Raw genomic sequence first — 12,996 nt, forward strand, 5'->3', positions numbered from 1 at the left:
CTACCACCGCTACTGCAGCCTGTACCGTAGAACCGGCTTACGCGCTGGCAGCTCAGTGAGTCGGCTTTCCACCAGGCGCTCGCGCACCAAATACAGCAGCGCCCAATCGATTTCGCCCTTGCTGCGGCCCAGGGCCAAGACCAGTTCGCAGTGGAAGAACCAGCGCCCGGGGGCCTGGCGCAGAAACCGCAGCAGCACGTCGGTGCCACTTCCCGGGCGGATGACGCCTTGAGGGCGCGGGTTGTTGCGCCGCATGCCCTCCTCCTCCTGCCGGCCTTCCAATTGGCCAGCCATCCAATCCATGCAGTTCAAGCGGGGCCACCTTCTTGTTTTTGCGTGTCGTCGCGGTTCGTGTGCGCGGCCTTGGTTTCCAAGATGGTCCTCTTTCAAAAATCCAGAATCGGCGTGGCGTTGAGCAGGCCCAGCGCCCACAGCACAGCGGCGCGGTCGCGGGCATCGATGTTCGGGGCGTAGGCCAGCGCGCGCCATGCCAGGACCTGGCGCAGATGCGCGGCCATGAATGCGGCTTCCTTACGCGCGGCCGGCGCAGGCCCCTGGTCCAGCCAGGAATGGCACGCGGCACAGCCCCAGGCGCTGTAGTGGTCGTCGGCCTTCCTGCGCTCACCCTTCCCGTGAATAGACAGATTGCTGTGGCAGCAGACCACCGTGGCGCTGTCGTTGGTGCAGATCCCCGGTACCAGCAGCAGACACTGCTGGCCCTTGGCCAAGGCACGCAGGCGCGGGTTGCGCTGGGCCACAGTCTTTGGCGCGGGCACGACCTGGTGCTGGTCGATGACCGCCCCAGTGGCAGCGCGCGGCCGAGCCTCGGCCATGGTGCGGGCAGCACGGGCCTCCAGGCGCTGCTCGCGCGCCAGCTCGTGGGCAGCATGGGACGCAGGAGCGGCCCGCCGGCGGAACCCTGCCCCGCCGGACTTGAAGGCAGTGCGGCGCATCAGGACTGCTGCTCCATGAACAGGCCCAGCTGCTGGCCTCCCTGTTCCACCAGCCCCCGGCGAGCCAGCGCACCGGCACGCCAGCGGGCGCGCATGGCCTCGGCCTGCAGCCCGGTGATTTCGGTCCTGCGGTCGCCGCTGTCGTGGCCAGGGCAGTAGTCGATGCTCTCTGCCCATGAGCCATGGCCGCGCATCCGGAAGAACATCGTTCCAGCGCTGTGGACACAGGCCTGGCACAACGGCGCATCGCAGGTATGGACTGCCCGGTAACGGATGGGGATCGCGTGCGACGGCGCCGCCAATAGGTGCGGCGCCTTCTGCTCCAGCTCGCCCCGCTTGCGCTCCCAACCCAGCCAGGTATCGCACAGCAGCTCGGCCTTCCCGCCGCAGAACAGGCATTTGCGCGCGGTCATGGGCACACCCCGCCAATCACCTCACCCGTGTCCGGATGGGTCTGCTCCCGCTCCCACTGCTCGAAGGTCGCCGGGAACTCCACGTCCAAGTCGCTGATGGCGTGGGCCATCACGCGGTCGATCAGGTCGCCGTACTCGCGCACGCCCAGGCTCTCCGTGCTGATGCGCTCCTGCGTGGTGGTCGTGGCGCCGCTGATCGGGTCATGGTGCGTCACTGCGCGGCTGCCCAAGTACTCCGCGCGGAAGTGTTCCTTCCAGGTGGCTTTCGAGTGCCGGCGGCCGTCGATGACCACCTGGCGCGCGATCTCGGCCAGCACGAAGTCGTGATAGAAGGTCCGCTGCCGGTCGCTCTTGGCGTCCTCGTGCAATCGCACGAACACCTCCAGCCGGCGGCCAGCCTCCCACTGCTGCATGCACCAGGGCGCCACGCGCTGCAGGAAGTTGGCCCGGGCCTGCTCGGGGCCGTCCCAATGGGCGTGCAGGGCGATTTCAGCCACGGCCACCTCCCCGCAGATCCGCAGCGCGGCGGTAGGGCCAGGCCACCATGGCAGCGTCGCGGCTGTGCTCGTTGCTCTGCCCGGCCCAGCCCGTGACGGCCGCGAAGCGCCGCGCATCCAGCTTGCCGCCCTTCCCTGCAGGGCTGATACCGTGGGCGGGGATGCCCAGGTCTGCGCAGTGCGCCGTGATGTCCGCGCAGCGCGCGTCCACTTGGCCCACGTTGCGCGCCATCTTGGCGCTGGCGGCGCCGGTCTTGCCGCGCGTCCAGGTGTGCGACTGCAGCCGGCTGTCCTCGAAGACCACGCGCGACGGCATGCGTGCGGCCAGCGTGCGCTCGATGTGGTGCGGCGGGATCGTCAGCAGCTCCACCAGCTGACCATCCACGAAAACGGCCACGCCCGTGTTGGCTCCGGGGTCCATTCCAAGGATCACAGTCATGCCCGTGCCCTCCCCGGGATCAGCGCGGTGAACATGCCGCCCTCTTCCCGCCACGTCTCGTTCCTGCGGATCTGGCCAATGGTGGGCTTCGAGACGCCGTAGCGCTCTGCCAGCACAGTCTCCGATTCCGCGCTCGCACGGATGGCTCGCACCTTCTCGATGGTCAACTTGCCGCGCGCTGCCTGTTGTGCGCGGGCAATTCGCAGCTTGGTCAGCGGCGTGAGGCTGCGGCCGCGCGCTTTGTCGGCGCGGGTGCCCAGCTTCATGTGCTCATAGGCCACGCATGCGGGATCGTCACAACCAGCGCGCACGGTCTGCTGCAGGCCCAGCGGGCCGCGCTTGATCGCCCAGACCACGCGGCGTGCGGATGTGACCGACCCGTCCGGGCCAAAGCGCACCATGGGGCCACGGCGCGGGTCGATGTAGCCGGTCCAGATCAAGCAGCCGTCCAGGGTGCGACGGCATTTGCCCTCGATCAGCTGCAGGCGCAGCTCGTCGGACATCACCCAATCGGCGGCCACGTAGTGAGGGAAACGGTCCAACTGAATCAGGCGTATGCGCCCTTCGGACACGAGCGCGTCAATGATGGCGCGTAGCTGGGCGCGTGCCGAATCTGACATGGTGCCGGCCAGGGCAGCGTACTGCACAGGGCCGGCTTCAATGGTGGCCAGCACCTGGTCGCGGTCGAATTCAAACCTGCGGTTCATCGGGTGTTCCTGAGAGCGAAGTGGTAGACACCGAACCCATCGGGGCCGGAGCTTTCGGGGCGGACGCTGCCGGCGCGCACGGCTGCCTCGGCCTCGACCTGGTTGACGGAAATTTCGCGGCCTTGCTGGACCGCGTAGAAGCGGAATCCCGGCCGGTAGCGCAGCACGGCGCCGGTCTTGAGCAGCTGCAGCAGCGTCATCGCGGCCAGCCCTCCATGCCCAGGGCCTGCATCGCGGCGCGGATGGACGTGCGCGTCAGCGTCTGGTCGCCGGCCTGCACGCGCGCCACGATGCGGCGGGCCCAGTCCTTGCCATCGCCCTGCGGCTCGATCTGGACGTGCACAGGCGCCGCGTTGGGCGCCGGCAGTGCCAGCCAGCCCTGCTCCTCTGCGTGCGTCCTGCGCGGCGTGGCGGCCCTGCACATGGCCTCAAACTGCGGCAGGTGCGGCGGATAGTCCGGGTGCTCTGCCGTCAGGCGTGCGACAGCGGACTCGATCACGTCCGGCGAGTACTTGGCCAGCGTCGTGCGCCAGACCCGCATCGCGGCGCGTACGCCCAGGTCGCGGCCTTGATCGTCCAGCACGCCCGTGGCGAACTTGCTCAGGAACAGCGCCCCATAACAGCCCTGCATCACGAGGAACAAGTTCTTGACGGCGGGGTCGACGGCAGGCTCTCCCACACCGTCGTGCAGCGCTGTAGGTGCCAGCGCGGAAATGCATTGCATGGGTCAGTCCTCCACGATGGCCGCATAGGCGGCGCTGTGCTTGTTTTGGACGGGTGCGGGCGCAGGCGCTGCCGGCTGCACTCCGTTCTGGTTCTGCGTCGCCTGCGTGGACCATGTCTCAGCGTTGGCCAGCAAGAGCTTCACCGGGTGCATCTGGTTCACAACGAATGGCTCGTTGACCTTGGCCACGTAGTGATAGGCCACCCGCGGCGCGCGCTCGGCGCCCACGCGGTCAATGAACTTGCTCAGTTGACCCGCAACCGTCTGGTTCCAGACCGGCCAGACCTTGTGCTTGGAGTGGTACGCGATGGCATAGGCAACCCAAGCCTTGTGCGTCTTGCGCCCTTCCTTCGGGTAGTGAAGGTCCGCAGGTATCTCATGGACCACACCCTTGTTGTCCTGCACACGCATCGGCTCGGCCGAGGCTTCAGCCTTGGTCGATATATATGCAGTAGTCTTATGTGTAGTCTCTGTACTATTACCGGATTGCGCTTTCCGCAGTTCGTCGAACGACGTTTCCGCAGCCCGACGACGACGCTTTCCGCACTTCGCGGGTTGCGCTTTTGTCGTTTCCCGAAATGCGTTTTCGTCGTTCGCGGATTGCGCTTCTGTCCATGCCTCGAATGCGGCATCGATGGCCTCCGGAACCAGCTTGAAATACACCTTGTGCTCCAGCCGCCGGTTGGTCTCGATCAGGTAGCCGGCAGCGCGCAGCTGCGCACGCGCGGTTGCCTGTTCGCGGTACGAGAGCCCCGTCTCTTCGGTGAGTTCTTGGGAAGTCTTGTAGACGCCCAGATCCGTATCACTGCCACGGTCGTGCCAGTAGTGCAGCTGGGCGAAAAGGATGGCAGCGTTGACGCTGCCGAGGAATCGGGCCAGGCGCGGGTAATAGGCAACAGGCCTTCCCACCTCGCGCAATGTTGCTGACAGGCTCACTCTGCGGCGCTCCCCTCGGACTCAGGGATGAAGCCAAAGGTCTCCGGTGGGGCTCCGAGCGCTTCCACCAGCAGTGGATTGCCCCGCAACTGACGCACGATCAGACTTGCCTCATGCAACGCTTCTTTCGCATGCTCTTCCAGCAGCGCCTCGATGTAGGCCGGGCGCTCCATGCCCTTGGCCCTGGCCAGCGCGTCCAGCACGCGCAGGGTGTTGGCGTCACACTGCTGACGCAGCTCCATGGTGTCGGAGCAACTGGTGCGACCGGAGCCGCGGGCGAAAGCAACTATCCGTTGCGATGCACGGCGAAGCATTGACTGCGGTGAGCTGGAACGGGCTTCACGCATTGAGTCCTGCTCCTTCCACAGCGATGCGCAAGGCCGGCCGATCCGCAAGCAGCCGCCCATCGGTAGCCAACTGAATTTGGTACTGGCGACCGTCAGGTATGTGGCCTTGCTCGACCCATCCCGAGATTGAGGATTGCGCACATCCCAGAGCACGGGCGGCAAGCGCCTGGGTCTTGAAGTAGGTGATGAGTTCGGAGGGTGTCATGCCGCCGATTATTCGGTATTCCGATAAATCGGTCAACGAAAAAACATCGATTTTCCGAATTTTTAAGGATGGATGATTGTGCTTATGACGCCCCCTCCAGACTTCGCTGCCTTCGGCGACCGCCTACAGTGGTGGATGGCACATCGTGGCTACAAACAGAAGGAACTCGCGGAGTTGGCTGGGATGGGCCAGCCTGCCCTTAACGAATTGCTTAAAGGGAAAACCAAGGAGCCGCGCGCGTCGCACTTTCTTGGTTTGTGTCATGCCCTTGCACTTCGTCCTGAGTACCTGCTAGACGGCGAGGGGCCTCCAGAAGTCACAAACTTTGCACAGCTCACCGGCTTGGAAGCCCAGCTTGTGATGCTCTTTCGCGGCCTCCCTGACGATGCAAAGCGCGACGCAATGCTCATCGACCTGAACCATGAGTTCAACAGTTATCAGGCCGCCAAATCTCCCCCCGCACCATCTGTTCGACCCACAGCAGCAGCTGGACCGCGCTCGCCAGCGGCGAGAAAGCCAGCCAAAAAGCTCGTAGACCAGGGCCTTTGATCACCCGTAACGACACTTGGCTTGCGGACACCCGTGGCTTCGATCTTGCGCACCATCAGAGCCCTGATGCCGCTTTTCGCAAAACTATCGCCGAACAGCAGCTCGTGAGCGCATACACAAAATAGCTCCGACAACTCTGCAAGTTGGATTGCGGAAGGCGAAGCTATTCCTCTTTCCCAAGCCGACACCGCTTGCCTCGTCCCTCCGAGGGACCTGGCCACGTAGTCCTGGCTCATCCCTAGCGCCATACGCGCACTCTTGATCCGGGCACCTAACCCGTGCATCCGCTCCGACTTCATTCAGCTCCCAGTACTGTGTTTTTTAACAGTATGGCAGACAGTTACATCCGTGTCACTCGCAATCGTAGGTTGCGCAATCCTAGATTGCGGTTCGCAACGCACAGTTGCGCAACCCAGCGTTGTATCTCTTCGGAGCACCGAACATTTCCCAAGGAAGGCCATCCATGATCGCGGGAAATTTCCAAAAATAATTCGGAATTCCGATTGACAAGCAAATTCGGTGTTCCGATAATTCAACCCGTCAGCAGCAATCTCGCTGCCGATGGGCGCCACCAACATGCCGCCCTCGTTCATGCAGCCGCACGGCTGGGTAAACACAGGCACCGCGGGCGGCAGCGGGATACAAAAGGTCGTCGGCGCACTGCCTCACTGAACCAGCCTCTGCTCACGCAGGTAAGAGCTGCCGGGAGACTGGGACAGGCCCCGCAGAACCCTGAGCTGGGGGGATTGGAGAAATACGGCTTGAGGCATGCACTGGGATGCCAAGAAAAGAAAAGCCCAGACCAACGCCCGCCGGAGCGCATCCGGCCTGTCCTCGAAAGAGGGCCATCACGCTGGCGCCCTTTCCCAGGACGCCGCCGCGATGGAGCCGGAGCCATCCGGCAATCTCAACCTTTGGAGTGGGTTCTGACCTGGCTCCATCGACCCACCCACAAGGGCCTGCAGACGCAGGCCCTTTTCATTTCTGGAGGCCCAGCCTATGAATGCACGACTCCCCTCTATCTGCTGGGCCTCAGTGGCCGCTGCGGAGAACGCGGCGCGCTATGACCGCGCCGAGACAGAAGACTCCGAACTGGACACCTACGTCCGCGAGTACTACGGCCCGCCCTTCACTGCCGAGTTTGTGCAGGAGGCCCTGCAGGTCGCGCAGTACGAGCTGGCCCAGCAGATCGCCGCCGCTAGCGAGCGCATGGGCCAGAGCCTGAACCCCGAACACCCGCAGTTGACCGTCATGGGCAACGCCATGGACGAGTGGCTGCGGGCCTATGCCCGCCAACGTGCCCGCGAAGACATCGCGGACCTTCAACGAAACCGCCACTGATCGAGGAGCCACCATGGACCAACATGACGAAATCCCGGACCCGCCGCCGCTTGCATGGCTGATTGCCATGCTGCTGGGCATCAGCCTGCTGTGCCTGCAGGCAACGCTGGACGATGAGCCTGGCAAGGCGCCGCCCGCCACCGTCAGCGCGCTGGCGTGCCCCGGCATGCATGCGGAATGGCTGGACGAGAGGCAGGTGGAATGCCACCGCGAAAAGCCATGAAGCTATCCGAACTCACCGACGCCGAGAAGGTGCCCATGCTGCTCGAATTGCTTGAAGAGGCCGGGGAAAAACTGGACCGCGCTTGGCCTGCCGGCGGGCGCCGCTACCTGTCCGCCGTCCGCGAAATGCGCGGCGATCCGGAAGACCCGGAATGACCGCCCTATCCACCAAGCGCCACGCCGGCGCCGACCATCGCCCGCTGCTGCGGGCGTTACTTTTTCCGCAACCTCCGAGATTCCCATGAACGCTGTTTCAAAGACCGAAGCGGCAGCCATTGACCTGATGCCGACGGCAAACGCCGCGCCCGGTGCCCTGGTCATGTCCCCTGCTGCGCACTTCCTGCTGACGCTGCAAGAGCGCGGCGTGCCGCCCGAGCAGATCGAAAAATTGATGGATCTGTGGGAGCGAGGTGAGCGCCGAGAGGCAGAGAAGGCCTACAACGAAGCATTGGCCGCTTTCCAGGCCAAGGGCATCAGAATCATGAAGCGCAAGGCCGTGGACTTCACCACAATGAAAGGCCGCACCAGCTACATGCACGCCGAACTGGACGACGTGGTGCAGGCCGTGGGTCCGGAACTATCCGCCCACGGCTTCTCGCGGTCCTGGGAAACCAGCCAGGCCGGCCGCGACATCACCGTGACCTGCAAGCTGCGGCATCGTCTGGGGCACAGCGAGAAGATTTCGCTCACGGCCCAGCCCGACGAGACGGGCGGCAAGAACGCCATCCAGGCCATCATTTCCACCACGACCTACCTGCAGCGGCACACGCTCAAGCAGATCACGGGCGTGGCCGAGGCCGGCGAGGACGACGACGGCCAAGGCGGCGCCGCTGCCCCACTGAATGCGCATGCGCAGGGCTGGGTGGACTACATCATCAGCGTGCGCGGTACCGACAAGTTCGCCGAGGCCTGTCGAGAAGGCCGTGCCGCCCTCACCGAAGACCGCGCCGGCCTCATCGCCTTCAACGCTGCCGCCACAAGGGGTGCGCCATGAGGCCCATCCTGTTTCGCTGCTCGAGCATCGGCAGGTTGATGACCGCGCCCGCGAGCATCGACCCCGCGCTGCTCACGCCAGAGGTCGAGGCCATCCAGGCCAAGAAGGAGCGCACAGGCGAGGAAAAGGCACTGCTCGAAGACCTCAAGCTGCGCACACTCAGCGAAGGCGCCAAGAGCTATATCCGCGAGCTGGTACGGCAGGAAATATGGGGCGTGGACTTCAGCTTTTCGAGCAAGTACACCGAGAAGGGCAAGGCCGTGGAAGCGGAAGGCCTGGCCCTGCTGAACCGCGTGCGCGGGCTGAACTTGGTCAAGAACACCGAGCGGCGCAGCGACGGCCAGATCACGGGCGAGGCCGACACCGTGGACCTGGGGCCACGCCGCTGCGGCCACGACCTGAAATGCTCCTGGAGCCTGCAGACCTTCCCGGCATTTGTGCGTGACTGCGAGGACGCCCTGTATGCCTGGCAGATGCGAGGCTACATGCGGCTGTGGGACCTGGAGCGCTGGGAGGTGAACTACGTCATGGTCAACACGCCCGAGGACCTGCTGGGCCAGCATGAACCGCAACACCTCCACCTGGTCGAGCACATCCCCGAGCACATGCGGCTGACCACATGGGCCATTGAGCGCGACCGTGCGTTGGAGGCGCAGATGGACGTGAAGCTGGAACTGGCCCGGATCTACTACACACAGTGCATCGCAGAATTCGCGGCCACGCATCCGGCCCATGGTCTGCCCGCCGCTTCGCCAACTGCGCCCTGGCAACCGCCGTTGGAGCTGATCGATACCCAGCAGCCACCGCGCGTGCTTGGCCACGTGCAGGATGATGGTCGCGCCCTGATGCTGCCCGAGCAGCCAGCAGCGCCTCAAGAGACGGCACCTGCGCTGAACATCGGGCAGATCAACAAGCGCCTGGGCATCTTCGACGTGAAGGCCACCACGGCCGCGGCCCTGGGCATTCCCACAGTCAAAGACCGCAGCGCCGTGCACCTACCGGCCAGCAGCTTCACGGACTTCTGCAATGGCCTCATTGCCCACATTGCCGACGTTCGCGACAGCTACCAGGTACAGCCATGAGCCTTCGCAGCGTTTTCCTTGGCCTCGCAGGCATGAGCCTGTTGGCCGACAGCATTGGCTTTGCCGGTGCATTCCTTCTGGCGGCTGCAATTGCTGCATGACCAGAACTTTTCATCCATGGCCCTACCAAATGAAGGGCCCACTTTTCGAAACCCTACCGGAGAAAAACAATGAGCGAATACAAGACCCTGCTGCAGCAAAAGGCCGAGCTGGATGCACGCATCGTGGAAGCGATGAAAACTGAAAAAGCAGGCGCGGTGGCAGAAGTTCGCATCCTGGTTCAGCAGTACCAGCTGACAGAGCAAGACGTTTTTCCTGCTCGCGGCGGTGTGAAGTCAAAGGGCTCTGTGGGAGAACCCAAATACAGGAATCCCGCCACCGGCTCTACCTGGACTGGGCGTGGCAAGCCGCCACACTGGATTTTGGGGAAAGATCGCGAACAGTTCCTTATTAGCTGAGGCTAGAAAAATCAAGTGGGTATTTGCACTAATGCTCTACCCCCTTTTGCTGAACCGAATCCATCCGCTCACTCTGCAGAGGCATGCCGGCAGCTGATGACACATGCCAGAGAGTAGCGCCGACCTGCAGCAAAACAGCGAGTCGAGCGTCATAGTTCCTACCAGCTGGACACATTTCACTTATCACCTGGGCAACCGCAAGAACAGCCTCAGCTGGGGAAATTTGTGACCCCAGGTTAGCTAGCTCAATGATTGCACTGATGCTTTCTTTGCGATCCATTTTGACTCCATGGGTAGCAAGCTAAATGCAACCTTAGGCGTTCATTTCATCATCGCCAGCCAGCCGGCCACCACGGTTGCAATCAGAAACATATAGACAAACTATATCAAAATGATAGCCGTAAATTCGTTAGCTAAACACTAGTAATAATCTCAATAATTATTGATTGATAATTAAATATCAATATATTTATATAAATATATAATTATCTAAGAACCAAAGAAACAAGATGACTGACTACGAGACCCTTCTGCAACATAAAGCCGAGTTGGATGCACGTATCGCGGCAGCGATGAAGACTGAAAAGGCCGATGCGGTAGCAGAGGTGCGCCTTCTGGTCCAGCAGTACCAGCTGAGCGAGCAAGATGTATTCCCTTCGCGCGGCGTCATACAGAAAGGCCCCCTGGGCGAGCCCAAATATCGCAACCCCACCACCGGGGCCACCTGGACAGGCCGGGGTAAGCCGCCGAACTGGATCGTGGGCAAGGACCGCACGCCCTTTCAGATCATTCCCTCCTGACCCTCGAGGCATGAGCGAGGGGCCGCGCGGCGCCCTCCCTGATTTCTCCTCCTTCCAAAGCCAGCCACCAAGCTGGCTTTTTTTCGCCCCGAGGAACCCAACCCCATGGCGACAAAGCACGTCATTTCAGTATCTGGCGGCAAGGACAACACAGCCGTGCTGCTGCCCACGTTACGGACTTTACGAGTGACCCGGAAAGGCCAAGGCTCATGACCACCACGACGATAGCCTCCAGTTGGACACCGCATCAGATTTCCCAACTGCGCGCCCTGTACCCCGACACGCCTACCAACCATGTCGCCCAGGTCCTGGGCTACAGCACGTCAACGATCTACCGCCAAGCTGCGGCCTTGGGGATCAAGAAATCCCAGGCCTTCAACGACAGTGAGCACAGCGGCCGAATCAGGCGCGGCAGGAATGACCCTCGCATGGTAGCCACGCAGTTCCAGCCAGGCCTCACGCCATGGAACAAAGGCGTGCCAGGATCGACCGGCCACCACGAAAACACCCGCGCAACGCAGTTCAAGGCGCGCCGGCCCGAAGAGTCCCGGAACTACTTGCCCATTGGCAGCCTGCGCGTCACGCGCGACGGGATTCTGGAACGCAAGATGACCGATGACCGTCGCATCGTCCCCGCCCGACGCTGGACAGCTGTGCACCGGCTCGTCTGGGAGGCCGCGAACGGCGTTGTGCCAGAGGGTCACATCATCGTGTTTCGGCCGGGCCAACGCACCACGCAGGAGGCCGAAATCACAGCTGATCGCCTCGAATGCATCAGCCGCGCCGAGAACGCGCGCCGCAACCATCCCGCCCGCAAGTCTCCCGAGCTGGCCAAGCTGGTCCAGCTCAAGGGCGCCATCACCCGCCAGGTCAACCGAATTGCAAAAGAGAGCCAACCAAAATGAGCACCCCGCACATCACCCTCGTTCGCCAGCAGTTGCTGGACACGCTGACAGATCTTCGCAACCGCGATCAGCCTATGGACGTAGACCGCGCCCGAGCAGTGGCTCAGGTCGCCTCTGTGCTGGTGGACACAGCCAAGGTCGAAGTGGAGTACTTGAAGGTCACACACTCGGACCGGAGCGACTTCCTCGAACCACTGCCCACAGCCCCACAGTTGCCGGCCCCCAGCAGCACGCCAACAGCTCACAACCCCTTCCCTACGTCGGCCCGCCACACCCTCGCCGGCTAATCGACCACCTCCACCATGCACCGGCCCGCCTTGCGCGGGCCGCTTCGTTTCTGCATCTACATGTCCAAGTCCTCACCCCCGAAGCCCTACACACCTCCCAGCAACTGCTACCAAGGCACGGAGCTGCAACCGCATCCAGGCTTGCCTGCCTCGCGCTTCTATGCATTCACGCTGCCCAGCCGCGTGGGCGGGCATCTGTACTACCCCGCGCCCGCGCGCCGCATCGAGCCTTTCGCAGCCTGACCAGGAGCCACACCATGACGATGATCAACACCCCTCTCGTGCTGCTGGCACAGCAGTGCGGCGCCACCTTCCACACGCCAGGCCCGATGCGCGCGATTCGCGGCATGGCCTTCACCTTCGACCAGCTGGATGTACTGGCCGAGCGCCTGCGCACCGAGCCCTGCCATCGCGCCGCAGCACCTGGTGCTGCCGTGAGCGCTTTCCGGGAATACCTGGCCGTCCATCCCGCGCTGCAGCTGGGCGGCCAGGCCATGGACGACATGGCCCTGGAACTGGCCAGGGTCGCCCTCAGCCTCACCACCACCGAAACTGTGAAGGAGCATGCCCCATGCGCATGATGTGCCCCCACTGCGAACGGCCGGCATACACCCGGACCAGCATGCAGCTCACAAACACGAGCCGCGAAACCATATTTGTGTGCAAGAACTTCTATTGCGGCCACGTCTTCTCGGCGGTCACAGAGATCAACCGCACGCTCAGCCCCAGCGCAATCCCAAATCCCATGGTGATCCTGCCGATGAGCACGCACATCAAGCGCAAACTGCTGCAGACCCAGCTGGATGCCATGCCTTCGTCCCATTTCGACGGACGCCCACATGAGGCAGCCGCGACATGAGCAGGTCGAACATTGAGGAAGCGTTCCATCTGGCCGGGTCAATCTACGCCGCCGGCCTGCTCGCCCGCGCCATGGTTGCCATTCAGGGCCTGAAAGACGCCGCCAGACTACCGGAGCACGAGGGTCAGGGCATCACCATACCTGCAGCGGCCTGGCAGGCCTTTGCCGAGCAGCACACCAGCGTGCTGCAGGAGATCCAGCTTCAGGGACTCAAGGCCCCGGACCTGCCCCACTGACCCATCACCACATCAACCACGCCCCGCCACCGAGCGGGGCGT

At 63.2% G+C, this 12,996-nt stretch carries 25 protein-coding genes; 13 read left to right on the forward strand and 12 right to left on the reverse strand.

Going from position 1 to position 12,996, the window contains the following annotated elements:
- Positions 1-9 precede the first annotated feature (9 nt).
- The 11 genes from PO605_RS10385 to PO605_RS10435 all read right to left on the reverse strand — a co-directional run bounded on the left by PO605_RS10385 (position 10) and on the right by PO605_RS10435 (position 5,221).
- Entirely contained in the window at positions 10-255 is a 246-nt protein-coding gene (locus tag PO605_RS10385) for a hypothetical protein (protein WP_236884601.1), read from the reverse strand.
- 131 nt (positions 256-386) lie between these two features.
- Positions 387-953 (reverse strand): nuclease domain-containing protein, encoded by a 567-nt coding sequence (locus PO605_RS10390; RefSeq protein ID WP_046238102.1) that lies wholly within the window; start codon positions 951-953, stop codon positions 387-389.
- Positions 953-1,366 (reverse strand): hypothetical protein, encoded by a 414-nt coding sequence (locus tag PO605_RS10395; RefSeq protein WP_046238101.1) that lies wholly within the window; start codon positions 1,364-1,366, stop codon positions 953-955. The genes PO605_RS10390 and PO605_RS10395 overlap by 1 nt, the downstream gene beginning before the upstream one ends.
- Positions 1,363-1,863, reverse strand: coding sequence for a recombination protein NinB (locus PO605_RS10400; RefSeq protein ID WP_046238132.1), 501 nt, complete (start codon positions 1,861-1,863; stop codon positions 1,363-1,365). Before PO605_RS10400 ends, PO605_RS10395 begins: the two co-directional genes overlap by 4 nt.
- Positions 1,856-2,302: a hypothetical protein gene (locus PO605_RS10405; protein WP_046238100.1), complete on the reverse strand. Its 447-nt coding sequence runs from the start codon at positions 2,300-2,302 to the stop codon at positions 1,856-1,858. The genes PO605_RS10400 and PO605_RS10405 overlap by 8 nt, the downstream gene beginning before the upstream one ends.
- Positions 2,299-3,009, reverse strand: a complete 711-nt coding sequence (locus tag PO605_RS10410) for an HNH endonuclease (RefSeq protein WP_046238099.1) — start codon at positions 3,007-3,009, stop codon at positions 2,299-2,301. The genes PO605_RS10405 and PO605_RS10410 overlap by 4 nt, the downstream gene beginning before the upstream one ends.
- The gene (locus PO605_RS10415; RefSeq protein WP_016452838.1) at positions 3,006-3,209 is read right to left on the reverse strand and encodes a hypothetical protein; all 204 of its coding nucleotides are present in this window, start codon (positions 3,207-3,209) and stop codon (positions 3,006-3,008) included. The genes PO605_RS10410 and PO605_RS10415 overlap by 4 nt, the downstream gene beginning before the upstream one ends.
- Positions 3,206-3,733 carry a hypothetical protein gene (locus tag PO605_RS10420; RefSeq protein WP_046238098.1) on the reverse strand — a complete coding sequence of 176 codons (528 nt, stop codon included), beginning with the start codon at positions 3,731-3,733 and terminating at the stop codon, positions 3,206-3,208. Before PO605_RS10420 ends, PO605_RS10415 begins: the two co-directional genes overlap by 4 nt.
- A 3-nt stretch (positions 3,734-3,736) precedes the next feature.
- Positions 3,737-4,669 carry a hypothetical protein gene (locus PO605_RS10425; RefSeq protein WP_128422585.1) on the reverse strand — a complete coding sequence of 311 codons (933 nt, stop codon included), beginning with the start codon at positions 4,667-4,669 and terminating at the stop codon, positions 3,737-3,739.
- Positions 4,666-5,016: a hypothetical protein gene (locus PO605_RS10430; protein ID WP_236884600.1), complete on the reverse strand. Its 351-nt coding sequence runs from the start codon at positions 5,014-5,016 to the stop codon at positions 4,666-4,668. The genes PO605_RS10425 and PO605_RS10430 overlap by 4 nt, the downstream gene beginning before the upstream one ends.
- Complete coding sequence (locus tag PO605_RS10435) at positions 5,009-5,221, reverse strand: Cro/CI family transcriptional regulator (RefSeq protein ID WP_080945230.1); 213 nt, start codon at positions 5,219-5,221, stop codon at positions 5,009-5,011. The genes PO605_RS10430 and PO605_RS10435 overlap by 8 nt, the downstream gene beginning before the upstream one ends.
- A gap of 84 nt (positions 5,222-5,305) precedes the next feature.
- On the opposite strand from PO605_RS10435, the gene PO605_RS10440 reads away from it, so the two are divergent.
- Positions 5,306-5,770: a helix-turn-helix domain-containing protein gene (locus tag PO605_RS10440; RefSeq protein ID WP_164846490.1), complete on the forward strand. Its 465-nt coding sequence runs from the start codon at positions 5,306-5,308 to the stop codon at positions 5,768-5,770.
- On the opposite strand, the gene PO605_RS31005 is transcribed toward PO605_RS10440, so the two are convergent.
- On the reverse strand, positions 5,659-6,069 hold the full coding sequence (locus PO605_RS31005) for a helix-turn-helix transcriptional regulator (RefSeq protein ID WP_080945228.1): 411 nt from the start codon (positions 6,067-6,069) through the stop codon (positions 5,659-5,661). The two genes, PO605_RS10440 and PO605_RS31005, sit on opposite strands and share 112 nt — an antisense overlap.
- Positions 6,070-6,769: 700 nt before the next feature.
- Here PO605_RS31005 and PO605_RS10445 point away from each other — a divergent pair.
- The 12 genes from PO605_RS10445 to PO605_RS10500 all read left to right on the forward strand — a co-directional run bounded on the left by PO605_RS10445 (position 6,770) and on the right by PO605_RS10500 (position 12,954).
- Complete coding sequence (locus tag PO605_RS10445) at positions 6,770-7,111, forward strand: hypothetical protein (RefSeq protein WP_046238096.1); 342 nt, start codon at positions 6,770-6,772, stop codon at positions 7,109-7,111.
- A 13-nt stretch (positions 7,112-7,124) separates the two neighbouring features.
- Complete coding sequence (locus PO605_RS10450; protein ID WP_046238095.1) at positions 7,125-7,334, forward strand: hypothetical protein; 210 nt, start codon at positions 7,125-7,127, stop codon at positions 7,332-7,334.
- Positions 7,331-7,489 carry a hypothetical protein gene (locus PO605_RS10455; RefSeq protein WP_016452848.1) on the forward strand — a complete coding sequence of 53 codons (159 nt, stop codon included), beginning with the start codon at positions 7,331-7,333 and terminating at the stop codon, positions 7,487-7,489. Before PO605_RS10450 ends, PO605_RS10455 begins: the two co-directional genes overlap by 4 nt.
- An 85-nt stretch (positions 7,490-7,574) precedes the next feature.
- Complete coding sequence (locus PO605_RS10460; protein WP_052734007.1) at positions 7,575-8,327, forward strand: ERF family protein; 753 nt, start codon at positions 7,575-7,577, stop codon at positions 8,325-8,327.
- Between the two features lie 38 nt (positions 8,328-8,365).
- Positions 8,366-9,409, forward strand: coding sequence for a hypothetical protein (locus PO605_RS10465; protein WP_236884599.1), 1,044 nt, complete (start codon positions 8,366-8,368; stop codon positions 9,407-9,409).
- Positions 9,410-9,579: 170 nt separating this feature from the next.
- Complete coding sequence (locus tag PO605_RS10470; protein WP_046238094.1) at positions 9,580-9,867, forward strand: H-NS histone family protein; 288 nt, start codon at positions 9,580-9,582, stop codon at positions 9,865-9,867.
- Between the two features lie 509 nt (positions 9,868-10,376).
- Positions 10,377-10,667: an H-NS histone family protein gene (locus PO605_RS10475; RefSeq protein WP_046238093.1), complete on the forward strand. Its 291-nt coding sequence runs from the start codon at positions 10,377-10,379 to the stop codon at positions 10,665-10,667.
- 209 nt (positions 10,668-10,876) lie between these two features.
- A complete protein-coding gene (locus tag PO605_RS10480) occupies positions 10,877-11,572 on the forward strand; it encodes an HNH endonuclease signature motif containing protein (RefSeq protein ID WP_046238092.1) in 696 nt (231 codons plus the stop codon).
- Between the two features lie 347 nt (positions 11,573-11,919).
- A complete protein-coding gene (locus PO605_RS10485; RefSeq protein ID WP_046238126.1) occupies positions 11,920-12,102 on the forward strand; it encodes a hypothetical protein in 183 nt (60 codons plus the stop codon).
- A gap of 14 nt (positions 12,103-12,116) precedes the next feature.
- Positions 12,117-12,440: a hypothetical protein gene (locus PO605_RS10490; protein ID WP_046238090.1), complete on the forward strand. Its 324-nt coding sequence runs from the start codon at positions 12,117-12,119 to the stop codon at positions 12,438-12,440.
- Entirely contained in the window at positions 12,440-12,718 is a 279-nt protein-coding gene (locus tag PO605_RS10495) for an ogr/Delta-like zinc finger family protein (protein ID WP_272206512.1), read from the forward strand. The genes PO605_RS10490 and PO605_RS10495 overlap by 1 nt, the downstream gene beginning before the upstream one ends.
- Positions 12,715-12,954 (forward strand): hypothetical protein, encoded by a 240-nt coding sequence (locus PO605_RS10500; protein WP_046238088.1) that lies wholly within the window; start codon positions 12,715-12,717, stop codon positions 12,952-12,954. Before PO605_RS10495 ends, PO605_RS10500 begins: the two co-directional genes overlap by 4 nt.
- The last annotated feature ends 42 nt before the right edge of the window (positions 12,955-12,996 follow it).

The sequence above is a fragment of the Delftia sp. DT-2 genome, from assembly GCF_028401915.1.
Taxonomy (GTDB): domain Bacteria; phylum Pseudomonadota; class Gammaproteobacteria; order Burkholderiales; family Burkholderiaceae_C; genus Comamonas; species Comamonas tsuruhatensis.

Bases quoted from the DNA above. Each gene is read 5' to 3' on its own strand.
- PO605_RS10385 (WP_236884601.1), bottom strand. From the start codon at position 255: ATGCGGCGCAACAACCCGCGCCCTCAAGGCGTCATCCGCCCGGGAAGT.
- PO605_RS10390 (WP_046238102.1), bottom strand. From the start codon at position 953: ATGCGCCGCACTGCCTTCAAGTCCGGCGGGGCAGGGTTCCGCCGGCGG.
- PO605_RS10395 (WP_046238101.1), bottom strand. From the start codon at position 1,366: ATGACCGCGCGCAAATGCCTGTTCTGCGGCGGGAAGGCCGAGCTGCTG.
- PO605_RS10405 (WP_046238100.1), bottom strand. From the start codon at position 2,302: ATGACTGTGATCCTTGGAATGGACCCCGGAGCCAACACGGGCGTGGCC.
- PO605_RS10410 (WP_046238099.1), bottom strand. From the start codon at position 3,009: ATGAACCGCAGGTTTGAATTCGACCGCGACCAGGTGCTGGCCACCATT.
- PO605_RS10415 (WP_016452838.1), bottom strand. From the start codon at position 3,209: ATGACGCTGCTGCAGCTGCTCAAGACCGGCGCCGTGCTGCGCTACCGG.
- PO605_RS10420 (WP_046238098.1), bottom strand. From the start codon at position 3,733: ATGCAATGCATTTCCGCGCTGGCACCTACAGCGCTGCACGACGGTGTG.
- PO605_RS10430 (WP_236884600.1), bottom strand. From the start codon at position 5,016: ATGCGTGAAGCCCGTTCCAGCTCACCGCAGTCAATGCTTCGCCGTGCA.
- PO605_RS10435 (WP_080945230.1), bottom strand. From the start codon at position 5,221: ATGACACCCTCCGAACTCATCACCTACTTCAAGACCCAGGCGCTTGCC.
- PO605_RS10440 (WP_164846490.1), top strand. From the start codon at position 5,306: ATGACGCCCCCTCCAGACTTCGCTGCCTTCGGCGACCGCCTACAGTGG.
- PO605_RS31005 (WP_080945228.1), bottom strand. From the start codon at position 6,069: ATGAAGTCGGAGCGGATGCACGGGTTAGGTGCCCGGATCAAGAGTGCG.
- PO605_RS10445 (WP_046238096.1), top strand. From the start codon at position 6,770: ATGAATGCACGACTCCCCTCTATCTGCTGGGCCTCAGTGGCCGCTGCG.
- PO605_RS10450 (WP_046238095.1), top strand. From the start codon at position 7,125: ATGGACCAACATGACGAAATCCCGGACCCGCCGCCGCTTGCATGGCTG.
- PO605_RS10455 (WP_016452848.1), top strand. From the start codon at position 7,331: ATGAAGCTATCCGAACTCACCGACGCCGAGAAGGTGCCCATGCTGCTC.
- PO605_RS10460 (WP_052734007.1), top strand. From the start codon at position 7,575: ATGAACGCTGTTTCAAAGACCGAAGCGGCAGCCATTGACCTGATGCCG.
- PO605_RS10465 (WP_236884599.1), top strand. From the start codon at position 8,366: ATGACCGCGCCCGCGAGCATCGACCCCGCGCTGCTCACGCCAGAGGTC.
- PO605_RS10470 (WP_046238094.1), top strand. From the start codon at position 9,580: ATGAGCGAATACAAGACCCTGCTGCAGCAAAAGGCCGAGCTGGATGCA.
- PO605_RS10475 (WP_046238093.1), top strand. From the start codon at position 10,377: ATGACTGACTACGAGACCCTTCTGCAACATAAAGCCGAGTTGGATGCA.
- PO605_RS10480 (WP_046238092.1), top strand. From the start codon at position 10,877: ATGACCACCACGACGATAGCCTCCAGTTGGACACCGCATCAGATTTCC.
- PO605_RS10485 (WP_046238126.1), top strand. From the start codon at position 11,920: ATGTCCAAGTCCTCACCCCCGAAGCCCTACACACCTCCCAGCAACTGC.
- PO605_RS10490 (WP_046238090.1), top strand. From the start codon at position 12,117: ATGACGATGATCAACACCCCTCTCGTGCTGCTGGCACAGCAGTGCGGC.
- PO605_RS10495 (WP_272206512.1), top strand. From the start codon at position 12,440: ATGTGCCCCCACTGCGAACGGCCGGCATACACCCGGACCAGCATGCAG.
- PO605_RS10500 (WP_046238088.1), top strand. From the start codon at position 12,715: ATGAGCAGGTCGAACATTGAGGAAGCGTTCCATCTGGCCGGGTCAATC.